At 61.1% G+C, this 20,936-nt stretch carries 19 protein-coding genes; 10 read left to right on the forward strand and 9 right to left on the reverse strand.

Going from position 1 to position 20,936, the window contains the following annotated elements; all coding sequences use genetic code 11:
- Nucleotides 1-115 precede the first annotated feature (115 nt).
- A complete protein-coding gene (locus tag FBX99_RS02950) occupies nucleotides 116-1,750 on the reverse strand; it encodes a methyl-accepting chemotaxis protein (RefSeq protein WP_144921802.1) in 1,635 nt (544 codons plus the stop codon).
- 249 nt (nucleotides 1,751-1,999) lie between these two features.
- On the opposite strand from FBX99_RS02950, the gene FBX99_RS02955 reads away from it, so the two are divergent.
- Nucleotides 2,000-2,830 carry an undecaprenyl-diphosphate phosphatase gene (locus FBX99_RS02955; protein ID WP_144921805.1) on the forward strand — a complete coding sequence of 277 codons (831 nt, stop codon included), beginning with the start codon at nucleotides 2,000-2,002 and terminating at the stop codon, nucleotides 2,828-2,830.
- Entirely contained in the window at nucleotides 2,827-3,255 is a 429-nt protein-coding gene (locus FBX99_RS02960; protein ID WP_144921807.1) for a DUF1294 domain-containing protein, read from the forward strand. The genes FBX99_RS02955 and FBX99_RS02960 overlap by 4 nt, the downstream gene beginning before the upstream one ends.
- A 2-nt stretch (nucleotides 3,256-3,257) precedes the next feature.
- Here FBX99_RS02960 and FBX99_RS02965 read toward each other — a convergent pair whose 3' ends face one another.
- A complete protein-coding gene (locus FBX99_RS02965; RefSeq protein ID WP_144921810.1) occupies nucleotides 3,258-3,611 on the reverse strand; it encodes an MmcQ/YjbR family DNA-binding protein in 354 nt (117 codons plus the stop codon).
- Nucleotides 3,608-4,516, reverse strand: coding sequence for a LysR substrate-binding domain-containing protein (locus tag FBX99_RS02970; RefSeq protein ID WP_144921813.1), 909 nt, complete (start codon nucleotides 4,514-4,516; stop codon nucleotides 3,608-3,610). The genes FBX99_RS02965 and FBX99_RS02970 overlap by 4 nt, the downstream gene beginning before the upstream one ends.
- A 128-nt stretch (nucleotides 4,517-4,644) precedes the next feature.
- Here FBX99_RS02970 and FBX99_RS02975 point away from each other — a divergent pair, with 128 nt between their 5' ends.
- The gene (locus tag FBX99_RS02975; protein ID WP_144921816.1) at nucleotides 4,645-5,253 is read left to right on the forward strand and encodes an FMN-dependent NADH-azoreductase; all 609 of its coding nucleotides are present in this window, start codon (nucleotides 4,645-4,647) and stop codon (nucleotides 5,251-5,253) included.
- A gap of 289 nt (nucleotides 5,254-5,542) precedes the next feature.
- The gene (locus FBX99_RS02985; RefSeq protein ID WP_144921823.1) at nucleotides 5,543-6,580 is read left to right on the forward strand and encodes a dienelactone hydrolase; all 1,038 of its coding nucleotides are present in this window, start codon (nucleotides 5,543-5,545) and stop codon (nucleotides 6,578-6,580) included.
- On the opposite strand, the gene FBX99_RS02990 is transcribed toward FBX99_RS02985, so the two are convergent.
- Together FBX99_RS02990 and FBX99_RS02995 are read right to left on the reverse strand one after the other, a co-directional pair.
- Nucleotides 6,574-7,767: an MFS transporter gene (locus tag FBX99_RS02990; protein ID WP_144921827.1), complete on the reverse strand. Its 1,194-nt coding sequence runs from the start codon at nucleotides 7,765-7,767 to the stop codon at nucleotides 6,574-6,576. The two genes, FBX99_RS02985 and FBX99_RS02990, sit on opposite strands and share 7 nt — an antisense overlap.
- A gap of 291 nt (nucleotides 7,768-8,058) precedes the next feature.
- The gene (locus FBX99_RS02995) at nucleotides 8,059-9,645 is read right to left on the reverse strand and encodes an ABC-F family ATPase (protein ID WP_024781069.1); all 1,587 of its coding nucleotides are present in this window, start codon (nucleotides 9,643-9,645) and stop codon (nucleotides 8,059-8,061) included.
- A gap of 399 nt (nucleotides 9,646-10,044) precedes the next feature.
- Between FBX99_RS02995 and lpxO the strand changes: the two genes are divergently transcribed.
- Entirely contained in the window at nucleotides 10,045-10,944 is a 900-nt protein-coding gene (lpxO, locus tag FBX99_RS03000; RefSeq protein ID WP_145130559.1) for a lipid A hydroxylase LpxO, read from the forward strand.
- A 33-nt stretch (nucleotides 10,945-10,977) separates the two neighbouring features.
- Here lpxO and ligD read toward each other — a convergent pair whose 3' ends face one another.
- Together ligD and FBX99_RS03010 are read right to left on the reverse strand one after the other, a co-directional pair.
- Nucleotides 10,978-12,936, reverse strand: coding sequence for a DNA ligase D (gene ligD / locus FBX99_RS03005; protein WP_145130561.1), 1,959 nt, complete (start codon nucleotides 12,934-12,936; stop codon nucleotides 10,978-10,980).
- Nucleotides 12,937-12,969: 33 nt separating this feature from the next.
- Nucleotides 12,970-13,860 (reverse strand): Ku protein, encoded by an 891-nt coding sequence (locus FBX99_RS03010; RefSeq protein ID WP_145130563.1) that lies wholly within the window; start codon nucleotides 13,858-13,860, stop codon nucleotides 12,970-12,972.
- A 223-nt stretch (nucleotides 13,861-14,083) separates the two neighbouring features.
- Between FBX99_RS03010 and FBX99_RS03015 the strand changes: the two genes are divergently transcribed.
- Together FBX99_RS03015 and FBX99_RS03020 are read left to right on the forward strand one after the other, a co-directional pair.
- On the forward strand, nucleotides 14,084-14,425 hold the full coding sequence (locus FBX99_RS03015) for a hypothetical protein (protein ID WP_144921841.1): 342 nt from the start codon (nucleotides 14,084-14,086) through the stop codon (nucleotides 14,423-14,425).
- Nucleotides 14,426-14,457: 32 nt separating this feature from the next.
- The gene (locus FBX99_RS03020) at nucleotides 14,458-15,606 is read left to right on the forward strand and encodes a PQQ-dependent sugar dehydrogenase (RefSeq protein WP_145130565.1); all 1,149 of its coding nucleotides are present in this window, start codon (nucleotides 14,458-14,460) and stop codon (nucleotides 15,604-15,606) included.
- 133 nt (nucleotides 15,607-15,739) lie between these two features.
- Here FBX99_RS03020 and FBX99_RS03025 read toward each other — a convergent pair whose 3' ends face one another.
- Nucleotides 15,740-16,444, reverse strand: a complete 705-nt coding sequence (locus FBX99_RS03025) for an SDR family oxidoreductase (protein WP_144921847.1) — start codon at nucleotides 16,442-16,444, stop codon at nucleotides 15,740-15,742.
- Between the two features lie 59 nt (nucleotides 16,445-16,503).
- Nucleotides 16,504-17,715 carry a multidrug effflux MFS transporter gene (locus FBX99_RS03030; protein ID WP_145130567.1) on the reverse strand — a complete coding sequence of 404 codons (1,212 nt, stop codon included), beginning with the start codon at nucleotides 17,713-17,715 and terminating at the stop codon, nucleotides 16,504-16,506.
- Between the two features lie 151 nt (nucleotides 17,716-17,866).
- Here FBX99_RS03030 and FBX99_RS03035 point away from each other — a divergent pair, with 151 nt between their 5' ends.
- The 3 genes from FBX99_RS03035 (at nucleotide 17,867) to FBX99_RS03045 (ending at nucleotide 20,906) form a co-directional block, all read left to right on the forward strand.
- Complete coding sequence (locus tag FBX99_RS03035) at nucleotides 17,867-18,988, forward strand: TetR family transcriptional regulator (RefSeq protein ID WP_178111854.1); 1,122 nt, start codon at nucleotides 17,867-17,869, stop codon at nucleotides 18,986-18,988.
- A gap of 243 nt (nucleotides 18,989-19,231) precedes the next feature.
- Nucleotides 19,232-20,239: a threonine ammonia-lyase, biosynthetic gene (gene ilvA / locus FBX99_RS03040; RefSeq protein WP_145130571.1), complete on the forward strand. Its 1,008-nt coding sequence runs from the start codon at nucleotides 19,232-19,234 to the stop codon at nucleotides 20,237-20,239.
- Between the two features lie 385 nt (nucleotides 20,240-20,624).
- Nucleotides 20,625-20,906: a DUF1652 domain-containing protein gene (locus FBX99_RS03045; RefSeq protein WP_144921857.1), complete on the forward strand. Its 282-nt coding sequence runs from the start codon at nucleotides 20,625-20,627 to the stop codon at nucleotides 20,904-20,906.
- Nucleotides 20,907-20,936 lie beyond the last annotated feature (30 nt).

The following is a 20,936-nucleotide window of genomic DNA, read 5'->3' on the forward strand; positions in this document are numbered from 1 at the left end:
CAATGTTGGGCGTGCCGGCGTTATCGCGAGCAGGCTCGCTCCCACAAGATTTCCGGGTTGGTCGCCAGCAGACACCTGTGGGAGCGAGCCTGCTCGCGATGGCGGCGGGTCAGCTTCAAACCCGGAACTGTTTGAGCAGGCTGTTCAGCTGTTCGCTCAGCGCCTTGAGGCGTGCACTTGCCAGGCTCGACTGCTCCGCTGCCAGGGCGGTGCTGTGGGAGAGGCCGGCGGCCTGGGTGACGTTCTGGTTGATGTCCTCTACCACGTGGGCCTGTTGCAAGGTGGCGCTGGCGATGGAGGCGTTCAGGCTGTTGAGATTACGCAGGGCCTGGCCAATGGCGTTGAGGCTGGCGCCCGCCAGGCCTGCTTGTTCGATGGTCAGTTGCGAGGCACGGCTGCTGTCGCCGATGACTTTCACCGCGGCTTCGGAGTGAGTTTGCAGACGCTCGATCATCCCCTGGATCTCGGCGGTGGATTTCTGCGTGCGCTGGGCCAGCAACCTCACCTCATCGGCCACCACGGCAAAGCCCCGGCCCTGTTCCCCGGCGCGAGCGGCCTCGATCGCCGCGTTGAGGGCTAACAAGTTGGTCTGCTCGGCAATGGAGCGGATCACCTCCAGCACGCTGCCGATCTGGGTGCTTTCGCTGGCCAGGGTACGAATCACCTCTACCGCCTGGTCGATGGTCTGGGAAAGACGGTCGATCTGCTGCAAGCTGCCGTCGATATTGACCTGGCCCTGCTGGGCCTGGGATTCGGCGTCGCGCATTTCACTGGCGGCGTGTTCGGCGTTCTTGGCCACGTCCTGCACACCGTAGGTCACTTCGTTGATCGCCGTGGCAACCAGTTCCATCTGCTGCGATTGCTGCTGGCTGCGTTCCTGGGCCTGGGCGGCGTCGCTCCCCAGCTCATTGGACGACTGTCCCAGCGCGCTGGCTGAATCCTGCAACTGACCTACTACTTGGCGCAACTTGGTGGTAAACGCGTTGAAGTGTCGGGCCAGTTGGGTGACTTCATCCTGACCGTGGGTGTCGAGGGTGCGGGTCAGGTCGCTTTCACCGCTGGCAATATTGGCCATGGCATTCACCGTTTCCTGCAGGGGCCGCACGATGCTGCGCACGATCAGGGTCAGCAGCAGACTCATGATCAATACGATCGACAGGCCGATCAACGAGGCCTTGATCAGTTGAGCCTGGAACTCGGCCTGTACGTCATCCACGTACACCCCCGAACCGATGATCCAGCCCCAGGGCTCGAACAGTTTGACGTAGGAAGTTTTCCCAACCGGTGCCTCGGCACCCGGCTTCGGCCACAGATAGTTCACCATCCCGGCACCCTTGGCCTTGGCGATGCTGACCATTTCGTTGAACAGCGCGAAGCCGTTCGGGTCGCGGATCGCCGAGAGATTCTGGCCTTCGAGCTTCGGGTTGGTGGGGTGCATGACCATGACCGGTGTCAGGTCATTGATCCAGAAATAATCCGTCTCGTTGTAGCGCAAGCCTCGCACGGCGCTGAGGGCCTGCTTCTGGGCGGCTTCGCGGGTCAGGGTGCCGGCGGTTTCCAGGCCGTGGTAATAGCTCAGCACGCCACTGGCGGTCTGGACCACATGTTGGGTTTTCTGCACCTTGGCCTGATAGAGATCGCTGTGGATCTGTTTCAGCATCAGGGCGCCCAAGGTGAATACCATCAGGATGGCCACGACGAGGATGAGCCACAAGCGTCGGCTGATCGACACATTGCGCAAGCTATTCATACGCTGTCACTCCAGTTTCTTGTTCTTGTCATCCACGGCCGGTGGATTGCCCCCTGGGTCATAACGCGGCAGTGTTATGAGGGCTTGTCTGATAGGATTTCGGCCTCGCAACGCAAAACCTGAGCCTGCCTTGGATTTTTCATTGGTTTTCTGGGGAAGGGCGCGGGTATCGTGCACCCGCCGTGCATCATGGCATAACACTTTGATTATCGATGAGAGCCTGTCCGACGGGGCTCTTTTGGGGGATGAATGGATTTGTGGACGGCCTTTCAGGCACTGATTCTTGGCATTGTAGAAGGGCTGACGGAATTCCTGCCGATATCCAGCACGGGGCACCAGATCATCGCCGCCGACTTGCTCGGGTTCGGCGGGGAACGGGCCATGGCGTTCAACATCATCATCCAGTTGGGCGCGATCCTGGCGGTGGTCTGGGAGTTCCGGCGCAAGATCTTCGCTGTGGTGTTGGGTCTGCCCACCCAGCCCGGGGCCCGGCGGTTTACCGCCAACCTGTTGATCGCCTTCCTGCCTGCCGTGGTGCTGGGCGTGCTGTTTGCCGATCTGATTCACGAATACCTGTTCAACCCGATCACCGTGGCCGCCGCGCTGGTGGTGGGTGGTTTCATCATGCTGTGGGCCGAGCAGCGCCAGCATGAAGTACACGCCGAAACGGTGGACGAGATCACTTGGAAGGATGCACTCAAGGTTGGTATGGCCCAGTGCCTGGCGATGATTCCCGGCACCTCCCGTTCCGGCTCGACCATCATCGGCGGGTTGCTGTTCGGCCTCTCGCGCAAGACCGCGACCGAGTTCTCTTTCTTCCTGGCCATGCCGACCATGGTGGGTGCGGCTGTGTATTCGGGCTACAAGTACCGTGCGCTCTTCGTACCGGCGGATTTCCCGGTGTTCGCCATCGGTTTCGTCACCGCGTTCATCTTCGCCATGATCGCGGTCAGGGGACTGCTGCGGTTCATCGCCAGCCACAGCTATGCGGTGTTCGCCTGGTATCGGATCGTGTTCGGCTTGTTGATCCTGGCGACCTGGCAATTCGGTTGGGTCGATTGGGCGACCGCCCGGCCATGAACGATTCCGGCACTCGCAGGCACGCCGCTCGCCATACCGGAGGGGTGGTGCAGAACCTGCGGCTCAAGTTGATCGTGTTCGCGCTGCTGTGCGCGCTGCCGTTGACGGGCTCGCTGCTGCTAGGGCTGCAGGAAGCGTCATGGGTGCCGTTGACGGCCTATGGAGTCGTCAGCGTCGTGGCATTCCTGCTGTACTGGAGTGACAAGCGCAAGGCGCGCTCCGACGCCTGGCGCACCCCCGAGAACGTACTGCACGCCGTGGAGCTGGCCGGCGGCTGGCCGGGGGCGTTGCTGGCCCAACAGGTCTTTCGACACAAGACCCGCAAGGTGTCGTTCCAGGTGGTGTTCTGGTTCATCGTGCTGCTGCACCAAGCGTTCTGGGTCGACCAGTTGTTCCTGGGCGGCCATCTGCTGGCCTGGGTTTGACGTCACGGCAGTAACAAGCCGACCTGGGTGCGCTTGGGCAATCTGCTGACCACCAGTTGGTGGGAGCGTCGCAGCAAGTTGTGCAGTTCTTCGGCGCCCAGGGGGTAGGGCGTGTGCATGATGATCCATTGGGCTCGCGCCAGGTACGGGGCAGGATGAATGCCGGGGCGGTCGCAATGTCCCAGGAACAGGTCCTTGTCGACCTTGAACGCCAATGAGTCGCTGCGCAGGCCCTGCAGGGCGAACATCTTGTTCCCGGCGATGGAAAACACCCGCACGCCACCCCATTTGTAATCTTCCCTGGCGCCAGGCAGGCCCAGGCAAAACCGTGCGACATCCTCTTCGCTCAAACTCATATCGTCCTTTCTCCACAAAGGTTGAAGGCCTCCACCAGATGGTCGAGCCATGCGCGTACCGCCGGCAACATGCCGCGTCGATGGGGATAGACCGCCTGCAACCAGCCATCGGGCAGCGACCATCCCGGTAGCAATTCCACCAGTGTGCCGTCCTTCAACTCTTGCTCGCAATACATGCTCGGCAACAAGGTAAAGCCCAGGCCGGCGAGGACGCAGGCGCGTCGCACGATAAAATCGTCAATGCCCAGGCGAGCCTCCAGGGCCAGTTCGGCAACCTGTCCGCCGGCGCTATGCAGGCGCAGGTGCACCAGGCGGTCGCTTTCAAGGGCGCCGAGCACCGGGACCTGCTTGAGATCCTCGGGGGTCTCGATCCGCCGCCCTTCGACGAAGGCCGGGCTGGCGACCATGATCAACCGTGCCTGACGCAAGCGGCGAGTCATCAACAACGGATCTTCGTCACCCAGGTCACGCACGCGCAACGCTACGTCAATGCCTTCACTCACCAGGTCGACGCGGCGATTGACCAGGATCATCTCCAGTTGGACCTGAGGATATTTTTCCAGGAAATCGGCCACCACCCCGGCCAGGATTTCGTGGGCCAGCCCCACCGGACTGGAAACCCGAAGCCGGCCACGGGGCGCGCTGGACATGCTTGCCACCGCTTCGTCGGCCATTTCCGCCTCCAGCAACATGGCCTGGCAATGGCGCAGGTAACGTTCGCCCACCGCTGTCAGTTTCAATTGGCGGGTGGTGCGTTGCAGCAGGCGGGCGTCGAGGCGGTCTTCCAGTTCGGCAATACGTCGGGACAGCCGCGACTTGGGGATGCCCAGGGTCCGTCCGGCTGCCGCGAAGCCACCGGCTTCGACGACTTTGGCGAAGTAATAGAGATCGTTAAGGTCTTGCATGTCGGGCTCGATTGTCCTGTCAGTGGAACGAACTATCGCATCATTGCTGGCTAATCGGCCATTGGTTTCATCGGTAGGATGGTCTCCATTCGATCGCCCGGTAGCGATCCTCATTGGAGAGCACTCATATGAAACTTCTGCACATCGATTCGAGCATCCTCGGTGACAACTCCGCTTCCCGCCAATTGAGCCGTGAGGTGGTCGAGGCCTGGAAAGCCGCCGAAACGGACGTGGTGGTGACCTATCGCGACCTGGCCGCCGATGCGATCAGTCACTTTTCCGCACAGACGCTGGTTGCCGCCGGCACCAGCGCCGAATTGCGTGACGCCGCGCTGCAGCACGAAGCCGACCTCAGCGCCGCTGCGCTGGCTGAGTTCCTCGCGGCGGACGCGGTCGTGATCGCGGCACCGATGTACAACTTCACCATCCCGACCCAGCTCAAGGCCTGGATCGACCGGATTGCCGTCGCCGGCAAGACGTTCAGCTACACCGAGGCCGGTCCACAAGGCCTGTGCGGTGGCAAGAAGCTGGTGATTGTTTCCACGGCTGGCGGCCTGCACGCCGGTAAGCCCAGTGGCGTGGCCCATGAGGATTACCTGCAACATATGTTCGGTTTCCTCGGCATCACCGACATCGAAATCGTCCGCGCCGAGGGCCTGGCCTACGGTGATGACATGCGCAACAAGGCCATGAGCGAAGCCAAGGCGCAGATCGGCGAACAGTTCGCTGCAGCGTAAGGCCCGCACAGATCCATCAGGCTCTGAAATCCCTGTGGGAGCGAGCCTGCTCGCGATAGCGGTATATCAGTCCCATCAATGCTGACTGACCCACCGCTTTCGCGAGCAGGCTCGCTCCCACATTGGTTTTTGGGGGCGGTGAAAGTTGCGTCACCCCCTTTCACATTGATGAATATCGAAACCTTCGTAAAACGCTGTATTCTGCTCATCGGGCTTCTGGCGCAGGTCATGCAAGTCCAGGCAGCGAGCGACGGGGCCTTCCTGTCCGCTGGTGAAGGTGGATGATTCGATGAGACGTCTTGGTGCAGGGATATTGCTTTGTCTGCTCGGCAGCCTGGTTACGGTGCAGGCGGCACCAGCGTTGCACCCCCATTGGAGTGCCGGCTTCCATGAGCTGAGTTTTCTCGATCCGCTGGATCAGCAGCCAATGCACGCCATTGCGTTCTATCCGTCCCCCGCCAGGGAGCAGACCACCCAACTGGGCGGCTATCAGATCGACGCCGCACCGGATGCCCAGATTGCCATCGGCCGCTTCCCGATGTTGATGTTGTCCCATGGCAACACAGGTACACCGCTGGCCCTGCACGACCTGGCGACCTCACTGGCGCGCAAGGGGTTCGTCGTGGTCGCGGTGATCCACCCTGGCGACAATGCCCAGGACCATAGCCGCCTGGGTACCCTGAGCAACCTCTACGGGCGGCCGATCCAGATTTCCGAGGCCATCACCGCGACGCTGAACGATCCAATGCTGTCGCCGTTCGTCAATGCCGGGCAGGTGGGGGTGATCGGCTATTCCGCCGGTGGGGAAACCGCACTGATCCTGTCCGGCGCCACGCCGGACCTCAATCGCCTGCGCCGGTATTGCCAGCAGCGGCCGGACGACCGTGATGCCTGCAACACCCAAGGCGAATTGATTGCCGACCGCGACGATCTGCAACCGATGGCCGACCCCAGGGTCCGGGCCTTGCTGCTGATGGCGCCGTTGAGCCTCAAGTTCGGTCGCCATACCCTGGCCGACGTCCATGTGCCGGTGCTGCTGTACAGCGGCGATGGCGACAAACTGGTGGCCTTCGACAAGAATGCCGCCGCGCTGGCCCGCAAGCTGCCCACCGCGCCGGATTTCAAGACCCTGGCCGGGGCAGGGCATTTTGTCTTCCTGGCGCCATGCACCGAGGAGCAGATTGCCGCGATGCCTGCGCTGTGCACCGATGCCGATGGCGTCGATCGCAAGGATATCCACCGCACCATGATCTCCGAAGCGGGGCGTTTCTTCAGCCAGGTCCTGGGCAAGCCGACCCGCGCGGGTATGCGTACCGCCGATCAGTAAGCGGTTTTTTCTGCGCGTTGGCGCAGCAGCAGGGTCAGCCCCAGCCCGGCGATCGACAGCAAGGCGGCGCAGAAAAAGATCGACGAATAACCCAGGTTCAACGCCACCGCTCCCATCAAAGGCCCGGCAATCGCCAGGGCCAGATCGAAGAACACCGCATAGGCACTCAACCCCGCGCCACGGCTGGTGTTCGGCACCTGCTTGATGGCTTCTACCCCGAGCGCCGGATACACCAGCGACAACCCGAAACCCGCCAGCCCGGCACCCACCAACGCGAACGCAGGGGAAGGCGCCAGCCAGAGCAGCACCAGCCCCAACGTCTCGATGCTCATGCACGCGATAGCCGAGTTGAAGCCACCGAAGCGGGCAATACTGGAAATGAACAGCAAGCGCGAAAGAATGAAGCAGATGCCGAATACCGTCAGGCACCACGCGGCGCCGATCCAGCCACGACTGACATAAAACAGGGTAATGAATGTGGTGAGGGTGCCGTAGCCGATCGAGGCAAGGCTCAGGCTGGCCCCGTATGGCGCAATACGTCCGAATACCGCCCGGAAGGGCAGGCGTTCGCCGCGGACCACCGGCACCGAAGGTTTGTTGCGGATCAACAGCAGCGCCGCACCGGCCAGCAGTGACAGCGCGATCCCCAGGCTGGCGAAGCCCAGGTCGCCCACCATCACCACCCCCAGCGGGGCGCCGATGGCAATGGCGCCGTAGGAGGCAATGCCGTTCCAGGAGATCGAGCGGGCCGTATGTTCCACGCCGACCTGGCCCATGCACCAACTGATGGTGCCAACGCCGATCAAGCCCTGGGCCACGCCAAGCAACAAGCGGCCGACGATCAGGATCACCAGGCTCGGCATTGGCAGGCTTTGCAGCAAGGTGGAAATCAACGTCAGCACGCCGCTGAGCACAATGCCCGACAAGCCGTATACGATCGCCCGCTTGGTCCCGACGCTGTCCGAGACTCGCCCGGCCATGGGGCGGCTGAGCAGGGTCGCCAGGTACTGTGAACCGATGGTCAGGCCGGCCACTACGGCACTGAAGCCCAGTTGCTCATGGACGTACCCCGGCAACACGGCAATCGGCAGGCCAATGCAGAGGAAGGCGATGAAGGTGTAGAACACGATGGAGACGATCTGCAGGGTGATCGACAGGGAGCTGGGAGTGGCTTGCGACTTAGACATGGGCTCGTTCGCGGGCGGCGGCAGAAGAGCTTCATCATGGCCCGGGGTGAGAAGAAAAGAAAGCTGGCTAACTAAATGTGCGGATGGCAGTGGCGAACTGAAGGTCACCACAAATCCCTTGTGGGAGCGGGCTTGCTCGCGAAGACGGTGTGTCAGTTTATAAAATGTTGGCTGACGGACCGCTTTCGCGAACAAGCCCGCTCCCACAAGGGCATCTTGATCGCCTGAATGAAAAAGCCCCGTCACATTGGACAGGGCTTTTCACTTGCAGCTTGCAGCTCAGTGCTGCTCTTAGAACATCACACCCTGGCTGCGCAGGTAGTCGTCATAAGTACCGCTGAAGTCGACCACACCGTCCGCGCTCAGTTCGATGATGCGGGTGGCCAGGGACGAAACGAACTCACGGTCGTGGCTGACGAAGATCAGCGTGCCCGGGTAGTTCTCCAGCGCCAGGTTCAGTGCTTCGATGGATTCCATGTCCAGGTGGTTGGTCGGTTCGTCCATCACCAGTACGTTCGGTTTCTGCAGGATCAGCTTGCCAAACAGCATGCGGCCCTGTTCACCACCGGAAATGACCTTGACCGACTTGAGGATCTCGTCGTTGGAAAACAGCATGCGGCCCAAGGTGCCACGGATCATCTGTTCACCCTGTGTCCACTGGCCCATCCAGTCGAACAGGCTGACATCGTCGGCGAAATCATGGGCGTGGTCCTGGGCGTAGTAGCCCAGTTCCGCGCTCTCGGTCCACTTCACCGAGCCGGCATCCGGGGCCAGCTCGCCCATAAGGGTACGCAGCAGGGTGGTCTTGCCGATACCGTTGGGACCGATGATCGCCACGCGCTCGCCGGCTTCGACGGTGAAGCTGAAGTTCTTGAACAGGGTCTTGCCATCGAAGCCCTTGGACATGCGCTCGATGGTTACCGCCTGGCGGTGCAGTTTCTTGTTTTGCTCGAAGCGGATGAACGGGCTTACGCGGCTCGATGGCTTGACCTCGGCGAGCTGGATCTTGTCGATCTGCTTGGCGCGGGAGGTGGCTTGCTTGGCTTTCGAGGCGTTGGCCGAGAAGCGGCTGACGAAGGTCTGCAGTTCAGCGATCTGGGCTTTCTTCTTGGCATTGTCCGACAGCAACTGCTCGCGGGACTGGGTCGCCGCGATCATGTATTCGTCGTAGTTGCCAGGGAACAGGCGCAGCTCGCCGTAGTCCAGGTCGGCCATGTGGGTGCAGACGCTGTTCAGGAAGTGCCGGTCGTGGGAAATGATGATCATGGTGCTGTTACGCGCCGTGAGAATGTTTTCCAGCCAGCGGATGGTGTTGATGTCCAGGTGGTTGGTCGGTTCGTCGAGCAACAACACTTCCGGATCGGAGAACAGCGCCTGGGCGAGCAATACCCGCAGTTTCCAGCCTGGTGCGACTTCGGTCATCGGGCCGAAATGCTGCTCCAACGGAATACCCAGGCCCAGCAACAGCTCACCGGCGCGGGATTCGGCGGTGTAGCCGTCCATTTCAGCGAACTCGGTTTCCAGCTCGGCCACGGCCATGCCGTCTTCTTCGGTCATTTCCGGCAGCGAGTAGATGCGATCGCGCTCGGCCTTGACCTTCCACAGCTCTTCGTGACCCATGATCACGGTGTCGATGACGGTGAATTGCTCGTAGGCGAACTGGTCCTGGCGCAGTTTACCCAGGCGCACGTTCGGCTCGAGCATGACCTGGCCGCCGGACGGCTCGAGGTCGCCGCCGAGGATCTTCATGAAGGTCGACTTGCCGCAACCGTTGGCGCCGATCAAGCCGTAGCGGTTGCCCGCGCCGAATTTGACAGAGACGTTTTCGAACAGCGGCTTGGCGCCGAACTGCATCGTGATGTTAGCTGTAGAGATCAAAGGTTTATCCTGCGGAACATTCAGAGTAGCTAAGGGTGCGGCAGTACCTGTTCAGTACCTGTCTGCGCCGATCCGCAACCGTGCAAAGGCAGTGCGGTCACAGGCGCAAGGGTCCATCCGGCATAAGAGGACAGCAGCATACGAAGCGCCGAGCCCGAATGGATGTGCGCGAAACCGGTTCACGGTGTCGGCCAAAAGGGGGGCGCATAGTTGGCGGCGATTGTACTGATCTGGCCGCGTTAACGATAGGGTATTGCCCGGGCAAGACAGTTTTTCACAAATGAGGATAACTTTCAGTTACAGCATGTGACTAAAATGCCATCTTTCTTGATGTGTCTCTTCTGCCGTTTGGTTGGCCAAGGGACGCGAACTGATCACCCCTGTTGTGTGACGGACTCCGTGAAACTCATCATTGCTGCGATCTACATCCTGTCCATCGGCTATGTGCACCTGCGCGGACGCGTGCGACACAAGCTCGGACGCCAGCTAAGCGACCATTCGTCCTTCCTGGCGCCCGTCAATTGCCTGCTGTACCTATGTTCGAAACTGCCCAACAAGCCATACCTGAGCCCGATGGACTTCCCTGACCTGAGCCCCCTGCAGGCCCACTGGGAAGAGATCCGCGCCGAGGGCCAGAGCCTGTTGCAGGCGGGGGCGATCAAGCGGTCGGATCAATACGATGACGTGGGTTTCAATTCGTTCTTCAAGACGGGCTGGAAGCGCTTCTATCTGAAATGGTACGGCGACAGCCACCCCTCGGCCATGAAGCTGTGTCCACGCACCACCGAGCTGGTGCAGAGCATCGGTTCGATCAAGGCGGCGATGTTCGCCGAGCTGCCGCCAGGTTCCAGGCTGGTTCGACACCGCGATCCCTACGCCGGGTCGTATCGGTACCATCTGGGCCTGGAAACCCCCAACGATGCCGGTTGCTATATCAACGTCGATGGCGAGTCTTACCATTGGCGCGATGGCGAGGCGGTGGTCTTCGACGAAACCTTCATCCATTACGCCGAAAACACCACATCCCAGAACCGCATCATTTTGTTTTGCGACGTCGAGCGACCAATGCGGTTTCGCTGGGCGACCGCGTTCAATCGCTGGTTCAGCCGTACCGTGATGGCGGCCGCCGGTGCACCAAACGATGCCGGTGACAAGACGGGCGGATTGAATCGGGCGTTCTCCAGGCTCTACAAGATTCGCTTGCAGGGCAAGGCGCTGAAGAAGCGCAACCGAAAACTGTATTACCTCCAGAAGTGGGCATTCTTTGGTGGCCTGTTGGCTGTGTTCATCTGGATCTGAGGCTCTGTCTGGCCCGGTAGGAGCTGGCACGTGTCACTCACCGGGCTTTTCTGCGTCCAACTGCTCCCACATCCTGGCGGTGATCCGTTGGCGATGGCTGTAACCTTCCCATGGATCGGCTCCCAGGCCCCTGACTCGTTCAAGGACTGTCTGGACATCCCATTGCTGGGCGTTACGCAAGCTGCCGAGTTCGGCCCTGGCGATCGGAACCGATACCGGCAAGCCCGGTCGGGCGCGTACCGAATACGCGGCGACCGTGCTGGCGCCCCGGGCATTACGCAGGTAATCAACGAATACCTTTCCGACCCGATTCTTGGGCCCCATGGTCGCGGTGATCTGCTTGGGCATCTGGCGGGTCATGAACTGTGAGATCGCTTTTGCGAAGGCCTTGGTGGCGTCCCAGCCTTCGCTGCGCGCCAGCGGCACGACGATGTGCATGCCTTTGCCGCCGCTGGTCTTGAGGAACGCCTGCAGGCCCAGCTCATCGAGCAGCGACAGGGTCATGCGGGTGGCCTCGAGCATGGCGCTCCAGGGCAGCGACGGATCGGGGTCCAGGTCCAGGACAAACAAGTCCGGCGTCTCGATCCGGTCGTGGGTGGCGGTCCAGGTATGCAGTTCCACCGTGCCCATCTGCGCCGCGCTGATGAGCGCCTGGAGACTGTCGATTTCCATCAGCGCGGCATGGCCCGGGTCCAATCCCGGATCCAACTGCTTGATATGGGGTATCTCCAGGCGATCGGCGTGTTTCTGAAAGAACTGTTCTTCGCCGATTCCGTCCGGTGCGCGCAACAGCGCGACAGGGCGCTGTTTCAGGTGGGGCAGGATCCACGGGGCGATGTCTGCGTAATACTGCGCCAGTTCGACTTTCTGCACGCCACTGACGCTGTCGATGACGCGTTCGGGATGGGTGATTTTCACGCCGCCGACGTCTACCTCGCGTTTCTTGCGGCCGTGCCTGGGTTCGGCCGTCCTGGTTTTTTTCGGCAGCGGGTGCTCGCGGACAATCTTGTTCGCTGGCATATCTTCGAGCAGCGCCACGACGGCGGCCTGGCGTACAAGGCCGCTGGTGGTCCATTCGGTGAACTCGATCTCACAGGCCAGGTCAGGCTCGACCCACTGCACGCCGCGCCGCTGGGTCGGGTTGACTGGTTTGGCCAGGGGCGAAGCATCCTGTTCGGAGAGTCGCTCCTGCAAGCGTTTGACTTCATCCCGGCTGAGCCCGCTGCTGACCCGGCCGGCATACACCAGGCCCGTAGGTTCGTTGACTGCGAGCAACAAGGCTCCGAAGCCGTTGCGCTTGTCTTGCGGCCGGGTGAACCCGACGATCACGAAGGCCTGGCGCAGCCGGCACTTCAGATTGACCCAGTCAGTGCTGCGCCGTGACACATAAGGGCTGCCCTGGCGCTTGCCGACCACACGGTCCAGCGAGAGGGCGCTGGCGCTTTCCAGGATCTCATCCTCGCTGGCGGAAAAGGCTTCGGAGAAGCGCAATCGCTTGCCGCCGTGATGCTTGAGGACTTTTCTCAAGGCTAACCGTCGCTCTTCCACGGGGGTCTGACGCAAGTCCTCGCCGTTGAGAAAGGGGGCGTCGAACAGCACGTAGATCATGTCCACGGTACGGCCGATTTCAAAGGCGTCGCGCAGGGCGCCCATGTCGGACTGGCCGGTTTCGTCGAGCAGAACCAGGTCGCCGTCCAGCCAACTGTCTCCCAGGTTCAGCTCGGCCAGGGCCTGGGCATGCAGTTTGAGGCGTTCGGTCCAGTCCTCGTGGTCGCGGCTGAACAGGCGGACTTCGCCATCCTCGATGCGGGTCAGCAGCCGATAGCCGTCGAATTTGACTTCATAGCGCCATTCGCCGGAGGGCGGTTGCTCCACGGGCGTTGCCAGTTGCGGCGGCAGTCGCTCGGGGAGGCGTTCTCTGCGACCCGGTTGGGGGCGGCTGTTCTCGGTTTTTTCGGAAGTAGGGGCAGATTCACGATCGGCCTTGGCCATGACAGATTCCCTTGTATCACTAACGTCCGTGGTTCAGCCCCGGGAGGCCTTGGTGGCTTTTTTGGCTGGAGCGGATTTATTGGTCTTTGCAGTTTTTGCAGGTGTTTTTGTGGCGGGCTTGTCGGCGGGCTTGCCCTTGCTGCCCAGGCTGCGCTTGAGCAGTTCGGTAAGGTCGATGACGTCGGCCGTCTTGCGCTGTTCTTCGCCCGGGTCGGTTTCCACCGCTTCGAGCCGGCCCTCGTTGGCCTTCTTCTCCACCAGCTCCATGATCTTGTCCTGGAAACTGTCCCGATAGTCCTGGGGTTCCCAGTCGGCGCTCATGTCTTGCACCAGACGCTTGGCCATTTCCAGCTCGCCTTTGACCAGGTTCGGTTTGGTGACCTCTTCACCCAGTTCCAGAATGTCCAACCCGCGCACCTCTGCCGGCCAGCGCAGCATCACCAGTACCAGGGCCGACTCCAGGGGCATCAGCGCCGCCAGGTGTTGGCGTGTATGCAGCACGACGTGGGCCAGGGCCACCTTGTTGGTCCTGATCAGGGTTTCGCGAAGCAACGCGTAGACTTTGCCGCCACGTTTGTCGGGGGCGAGGAAGTAGGGCGTATCGATGTTCTGCAGCGGGATCTTCTCGCTGTCGACGAAGGAAAAGATATCGATGGTCTGGGTGGACTTGGGGTGGGCAGAGCGGATTTCCTCTTCGCTGAGCAGCACGTATTGGCCTTTCTGGTACTCGACGCCCTTGACGATGTCTTCCTTGGCCACCTCCTTGCCCGTGACCTTGTTGACCCGCTTGTAGCCCACCGGATCCATGCTGCGCTTGTCCAACCAGTCGAAATCCACACCTTGGGACGACGTCGCCGAGACCAGCGCCACGGGGATGTGGACCAGCCCGAAACTGATTGCGCCTTTCCAGATTGCCCGTGCCATGGAGCAGTTTCCTTGCCGTGAAGGGTTCTCTCTGGTGACCTTCCTGCCTTTGAAAAAGTTTCCATCGGGCGCCGGCTGGCGACGGGGCCAAGGCGTACCAGCGGTTCTCTCTCGGAGAAGCCTCGTTACATCTTCAACCGGATATTTCGCTTAACAAGCGTGAACCTGCGCGGTAGCGTGTTTTCGATATCCCTGAGCGATTTCCGCGAAGCAGGAGGTACCGATGAACAGGCTCGTACTCGCCATCACCACGCTGTTGTTGAGCGCCGTCGCTCAGGCCGCGACACCTGGCCAGGGCCCTGTGATCGTGGCCCAGAACCTGCCGGGCAACAATAACCCCTATAACAATCCCATCCGTCGGGCCAATCCCAACAGCATGCAGGGAACCCAGCCCAACGTACCGACGATCCACAACAACCCGACGGTGCCGGTGCCTCCTCGGCCGACCCTGGAAAACGGCGGCATCGGCAACGGCTATCCACGTTCGGGGCCGCCGGTGGGTTCGCCCAGGCCTACCATTGAATCCGGTACGCCACCCAGGAATCCGAATGGCAGCAATCGCTAGTCGTCTTGTTCCCATCACAGAAGGAAGCGTGCATGTTGCGTAAAACACTCCGGGCCGCATTCTGCGCCAGCGCCATCCTGATCCTTGCCGCGCCGGCCGGGGCCGCGCAAACCCAGGTATTGAAGAGCGAAGAGGGCACCGTGGAGGTGACCACCGTGGTCAGGGGCCTGGAGCATCCCTGGTCCGTGGCATTCCTGCCGGGGCAGCGGGGCATGCTGGTCACGGAGCGACCGGGCAATCTGCGCCTGGTGAGCCCCGATGGTCAGCTGTCGGCGCCACTGAGCGGTGTACCTGAGGTATGGGCCAACGGCCAGGGCGGCTTGCTGGACGTGGTGTTGTCGCCGGATTTCAAGCAGGATCGCACCGTATACCTTTCCTACGCCGAGGCTGGCAAAGACGGCAAGGCCGGTACCGCCGTGGGGCGCGGGCAGCTCTCCGAAGATTTGAAAAGCCTGGAGAACTTCGATGTGATTTTCCGTCAGCAGCCCAAGCTTTCCACGGGTAATCACTTCGGCTCGCGGCTGGTCTTCGACCGCGAGGGTTATCTGTTCATCACCCTGGGGGAGAACAACGACCGCCCGACGGCCCAGGATCTTGACAAGCTGCAAGGCAAAGTCGTGCGCATCTACCCGGATGGCAAGGTGCCGGATGACAACCCCTTTGTCGGTCAGAAGAATGTCCGTCCCGAGATCTGGTCCTATGGCCTTCGCAATCCCCAAGGGGCCGCACTCAACCCTTGGAGCGGCACATTGTGGGAGAACGAGCATGGGCCCAAGGGCGGCGATGAACTGAATATCATCGAGCGCGGCAAGAATTATGGCTGGCCGCTGGCGACCCACGGCATCAACTACTCAGGTGCGCCGATTCCCGAAGCCAAGGGCAAGAGCGCCGAGGGCACGCTTGGCCCGCACCATGTCTGGCAAGTCTCGCCGGGCCTCAGTGGCATGGCGTTCTATGACAACGAGCGTTTCAAGCCTTGGCAGCACAACGTCTTCATTGGTGCGTTGGTGTCCCGCAACCTGATCCGCCTGCAGATGGAAGGGGACAAGGTCGTGCACGAAGAGCGTCTGTTGGGCGAGCTCCAGGAGCGGATCCGCGATGTGCGTCAGGGGCCGGATGGGTACCTGTATGTGCTGACGGATGAAGACGACGGTGCGCTGTATAAAGTCGGGCTCAAATGACCCATCCAGAAGGAAGATTATAATTGTGGAAGCGAGCCTGCTCGCGAGAGCAGTGTGTCAGTCGGTATTTTTATCAACTGATACACCGCCATCGCGAGCAGGCTCGCTCCCACAGGGTATGGTTCCGAAGTTGTTACGAAATCGGCCGCAAGTAGACGCCATTGCTCAGGTTCTGCTTGAGCTGGTGGCTCGTGTCGTCAGCCAACACTTCCGGCTGATCGTTGATCACGCCCTCCAGCACCCGTTGGACCACATCATGCGGCGATGCCTTTGGCACGCCTTCGATGCGTCGCGTCATATCGGTGTCCACGAATGCGACATGCACACCCACTACCAATGTGCCCTGAGCGGCCAGGTGCAGGCGCAGGCCGTTGGTCAACGACCAGGCAGCCGCTTTGCTTGCCGAATAGGTGACGGTATCGGGTAGGTTGATCCAGCTCAGGACCGAGTGCATGTTGACGATGGCGCCACCGCCGTTCGCCGCCAGGATCGGCGCAAAGGCCTGGCTGGTCGCCAGGGGCGCAACGGCATTGATCTCGAATTCATGGCGCAGGGTTTCCAGGCTGATGCCTCGTTGCTGGCCTTCCATTCCGCTTACGCCTGCGTTGTTGATCAGGAGCGTCAGGTCTGGCGCTTTTGCGACGGCGGCCGCGATGTCTTCGGGGCGGGTGACGTCGAGTCTGATGGGAATCACGTTGGGTTGGGCTTCGATTGTCGCCGGGTCCCGTGCAGCGGCATAGACCTTGGCCGCACCGGCCGCCAGGAGTGCCTGTACGAAAGCCTTGCCTAAACCACGGTTGGCGCCGGTTACCAGCGCCACGCTGCCTTTGATTTGCATGTTGAGTCTCCAGTTGTTGACGAAAAGGAACAAAGCGGCGCACCAGCGCCTTGGCGGGTTTACTTGGCGGGACTGCCTCGCAGAACGAACAAGACCAGCGCAATCATGCAGGCCAGGGCCTGGATGCCACTCAGGGCCGTGACCGGTGCGAAAGGCAAGACCGAGGCCAGCCAGGTGCTCAGTGCGGCAGCGCCCATAGAGATGAAGCCGAGCAGTGCGGAGGCCATTCCGGCCTCTTTGCCGAAAGGTCCCATGGTGATGGCGGTGCCCAGCGGATTGGCCAGTCCCATACCCCAGAGGAACGTGACCATCGACAGGGCGTAGCGCCCGAGGCTTGGATCGGCCGGACCCGCGAGGAGCATGCCCCCGCCGGCCATGGCGCAAGCAATGCCCAGGAGGGTGATGATGCGAGGGCCATGGCGATGGGCGAGGCGGGGGGCCGCCATGCCGGCGGCGAATACGACGAATACCGTAGCGGCGAAGTACAGCCCGGTTTGCAATGACGTCAGGCCGATCCCTTTCATCAGGATGGCGGGGGCCGCGGCGAATGAAGCAAACAACCCGCTCATCAGGAGGCTCATCGAAGCGGCCGGCAGGATGAACCGCTTATCCAGTGCCAACCGGCGATAGGCGCGAATCACGCGCATGGCCGAGAGCGGTGCCCGGCGATCGGCTGGATGGGTTTCTCCCAGGCCGCGAAGGTAGAAAAGCGCGAGCGCAACAGCCGCCAGCCCCACCAGAATGAAGATGGCACGCCACCCGAGTGCCGCCGACAGCACGCTGCCCGCCAGGGGGGAAAAACCAGGTGCAGCAGCGGTGGCGATCATGGTCAGGGACAAGGCGCGGGCAAGGGTTTCTCCCTCGAACAGATCCCGGGCAATGGCCCGCGACAACACCGAGGTGGCGCAAACACCCAGCGCCTGGACGACGCGGCCGGCGATCAGCACATCAAGGTTGGTGGCAAGGCCTCCGATAACCGTGCCGGCCACGAAAATCAGCAACCCGCCCAGCACCAGTTTCTGCCGTCCATAACGATCGGCCAACGGCCCGACGACCAACTGGCCCAACGCGAAAGTGATGAAAAAGCTCGACAGCGTCAGGCCCAGTTCCCGTGCACTCACGCCCAGGTCTTCACCGATGATCGGGAACGCCGGGAGAATGATGTTCGTGGAAAGCATGCCGATGGCAGCCAGGCCGGCCAGTAATGCCACGACTCGCCCGGTCAGCGGCTTGAGCGTCTGTGTAGCGTCGTTCGCGAGAGCGGTGGTCATGGTGTAGCGCCTTTAAAGGTGGAGTAGCCGCAAATCAGCGGTTAATAAAATGGGCCGATATTTCTATCGTCATATATGATGCTTGTCATATTTTTGATCAAGCATGATGATCGTCATGCAATTCGTCAAGCCCTATCATTCAGGATTCGCCATGAGATATTCCCCAGGCCTGACCGCAGAGCGTTACCAGACCATCCTGGAAGAGGCATCCCGGCTCTTTCGCGCCCGGGGCATCGCCGGAGCAAGCATCGCAGAGGTGATGAAGGCTTCAGGCCTTACCCATGGGGCTTTCTACGCCCATTTCGAATCCAAGGATGCGCTGGCTTGCGCCAGTCTCGAGCGTGCGATGGACCAGTTGGCGCTGAAGCTCGATGAGACTATCGCCGGCAGCGATGCTCCGAAGGAGGCCGTCCTGGATCTGTATCTCAGTGAGCGGCACCGCGATCATCCAGAAGCAGGCTGTGCCATATCTGCGCTGGCCATCGAGGTAGCGCGCGAGCCGGGGCTGCGTCGCTCCTTTACCCATCGGGTTGCCAGGATGGTCGCGTCATTCAGGTCCAGCCTGCCCTGGCGGCGTGGACGGTCCCGTGAGGATCAGGCCATTGGTTTCATCGCGACGATGGTGGGGGCGATGGTGCTTGCCCGGGCGGTCGACGATCAGCCACTGTCCGGCCGGATCCTGCGTGCGGCACGGGACTCGCTGCTCGAAGCCGATCGGCGAGGCGAGGGGGTGGCAATTCCTGCAGTGCAGGGCGCTGCTGAAACTGTGCGATCGGACTTGCTATTACCTAGTGTGCTAGATAATAGCGCGCTGCAGGATGCGTCCCCCGAAGCCGGGAATCAATTGTCCTTTGCCTTGTACAGTGCCTCCAATCGCATGATTCGCCTGCACAAGCCCTTACTGGATCCCCTGGGGCTGACCTTCCCGCAGTACCTGGTCATGCTCGAGCTGTTCAGTGAAGCGCCCAGGAGTGTGGGTGATCTGGGTGCCAGGCTCGCCATGGACACCGGGACGATTACGCCCTTGCTCAAGCGTCTGGAGGCATCGGGCAAGGTGACCCGGACCCGTGACCGGGATGATGAACGGCGGGTGTTGATAGCCCTGACCGACGCCGGAGAAGCACTGCGGGAGCCGCTCTGGGCGGTCTCCGAGAAAATTAAAGCAGCCTGCGGGATCCCCGGCGACAGCTGTGAAGCCCTTCGCGATACGTTGGGTGCGGTCGCGCGGCCCATTTGGGAGCACGATGTCTCTGGCAACCAGGATGTTGGCTGATAAACCGCCTCGCGAGCAGGCTCGCTCCCACAGGGATTATTACTGGGCAAGAACAATTCACCATTGACTTGCCAGCAGCGCCCGGCTAATTTCCGGCCATGACTTCTACCGTATTGTGCAGCCAGCCAAGCATTATTACCGCCATTCCTATCTGGCGGGCTAGCTGACGGCTGCACCCAACCCGCCCTTGAGGCGGGTTTTTTCTTTCTGTCTCCTGGGCCCGATTCGAACAAGGAGACCGCCATGAACGCTTCCCGCCCCGAGCAAACGTTGCTAGAGCATTACGTTAAGAAGATCCTCGCCGCGCCGGTGTACGAGTTGGCCATACGTACACCGCTGCAAGCAGCTCCTGCGCTGTCCGAAGCCCTGGGAAACCGAATCCTGCTCAAGCGTGAGGACCTGCAGCCGACTTTTTCCTTCAAGATCCGCGGCGCCTACAACAAGCTCGTGCAGTTGACGCCGGAGCAACGGGCCCGTGGGGTTATCACCGCTTCGGCCGGCAACCACGCCCAAGGGGTCGCACTGGCGGCACGGGAGTTGGGGATCTCGGCCTGCATCGTCATGCCGGTGACCACGCCACAACTGAAAGTGCTGGGCGTACGCAGCCGGGGCGCCGAGGCGCTGCTGCATGGCGAGAGTTTTCCGTTCGCCCTGGCGCATGCACTGGAGCTGGCCCGGCAGACCGGTAGAGAGTTCGTTTCACCGTTCGATGACCCGGATGTCATCGCCGGCCAAGGCACGGTCGCCATGGAAATACTGCGCCAGCACGCCGGTGCGCTGGACGCCATCTTCGTTCCGGTCGGCGGTGGCGGACTGATAGCTGGGGTTGCAGCCTACGTTAAATACCTGCGTCCGGAAGTCCGCATCATCGGTGTGGAATCGCAGCATTCCGCTTGCCTGCAGGCGGCGCTGACCGCCAGAGAGCGAGTCATCCTCCCTGCCGTGGGCACCTTCGCCGATGGTGTCGCCGTGGCGCAGATCGGCGCCCATGGCTTCGAAGTCTGCCGCTTCTGTGTCGACGAGGTGATAACCGTCAGTGACGACCAGCTTTGTACTGCGATCAAGGATATCTATGACGACACCCGTTCCATCACCGAGCCATCCGGTGCCCTGGCCGTAGCGGGCATCAAACAGTACGTCGCTCGTACCGGTGTACGGGGCCAGACTTTGATCGCCATTGACTCCGGGGCCAACATCAATTTCGACAGTTTGCGCCATGTGGCTGAGCGCGCCGCCGTCGAAATGGTATGAAATGACCTGTCATCGCTTTTTTCAAATACCCGACGGATGCCCGGGGTTGCCTTTGCAAAATGGGGCTACTCTAGCCTTCGACAGCAATAAGTGATTGCGGTCTGCATGCAGTTTGCAAGAAGGAAAGCGCCGTTCTCTTGCATTTTGCACGGAATGTTCGGCGCGCCGGCTCACTAAGTAGTTGATTTACATCAAACAAAAATGTGGCAAATGTAGGCATGTTCTTTGCGCAATGATTCAGGAGTTCGCTTCCCGGGCTCATTGAACAGAACGCCAAGAAATGAACATACGGCACGGTATTCGTAGTCTCAGTCCGCAGGGAGGAAACGGACGAAATACCGGTGTTGTAAACATAAATTGGCCGCCTCAACAGGAGAGAGTTGCCATGTTTTTATCTGCCCTCGAAATGCGCAATATCATTGAAAGCAGTTTGTTGCCCAAGCGCTCGCAATGCACTTTGTCGCCCGACTTGACGATGACGATCAAGATTTTCGACGATCATGAAACCGACCGCGTGGCCTTGATCAAGTCCAATATCGACGCCAACAAACTCACCGGCTGTCGGGCGATCAACGACCTGATTGCCGAGCTGCGTACCGAGCTCGACCACAGCCACGGCAACGGGAACTACTTTCATCAGCAACACCATCGCATGACCGGGCGCTGATCACGGCCTGGTCTCGGTAATCTGACGCCC

This window comes from Pseudomonas sp. SJZ074 (genome assembly GCF_007828215.1).
In the GTDB taxonomy this organism is placed as follows: Bacteria; Pseudomonadota; Gammaproteobacteria; order Pseudomonadales; family Pseudomonadaceae; genus Aquipseudomonas.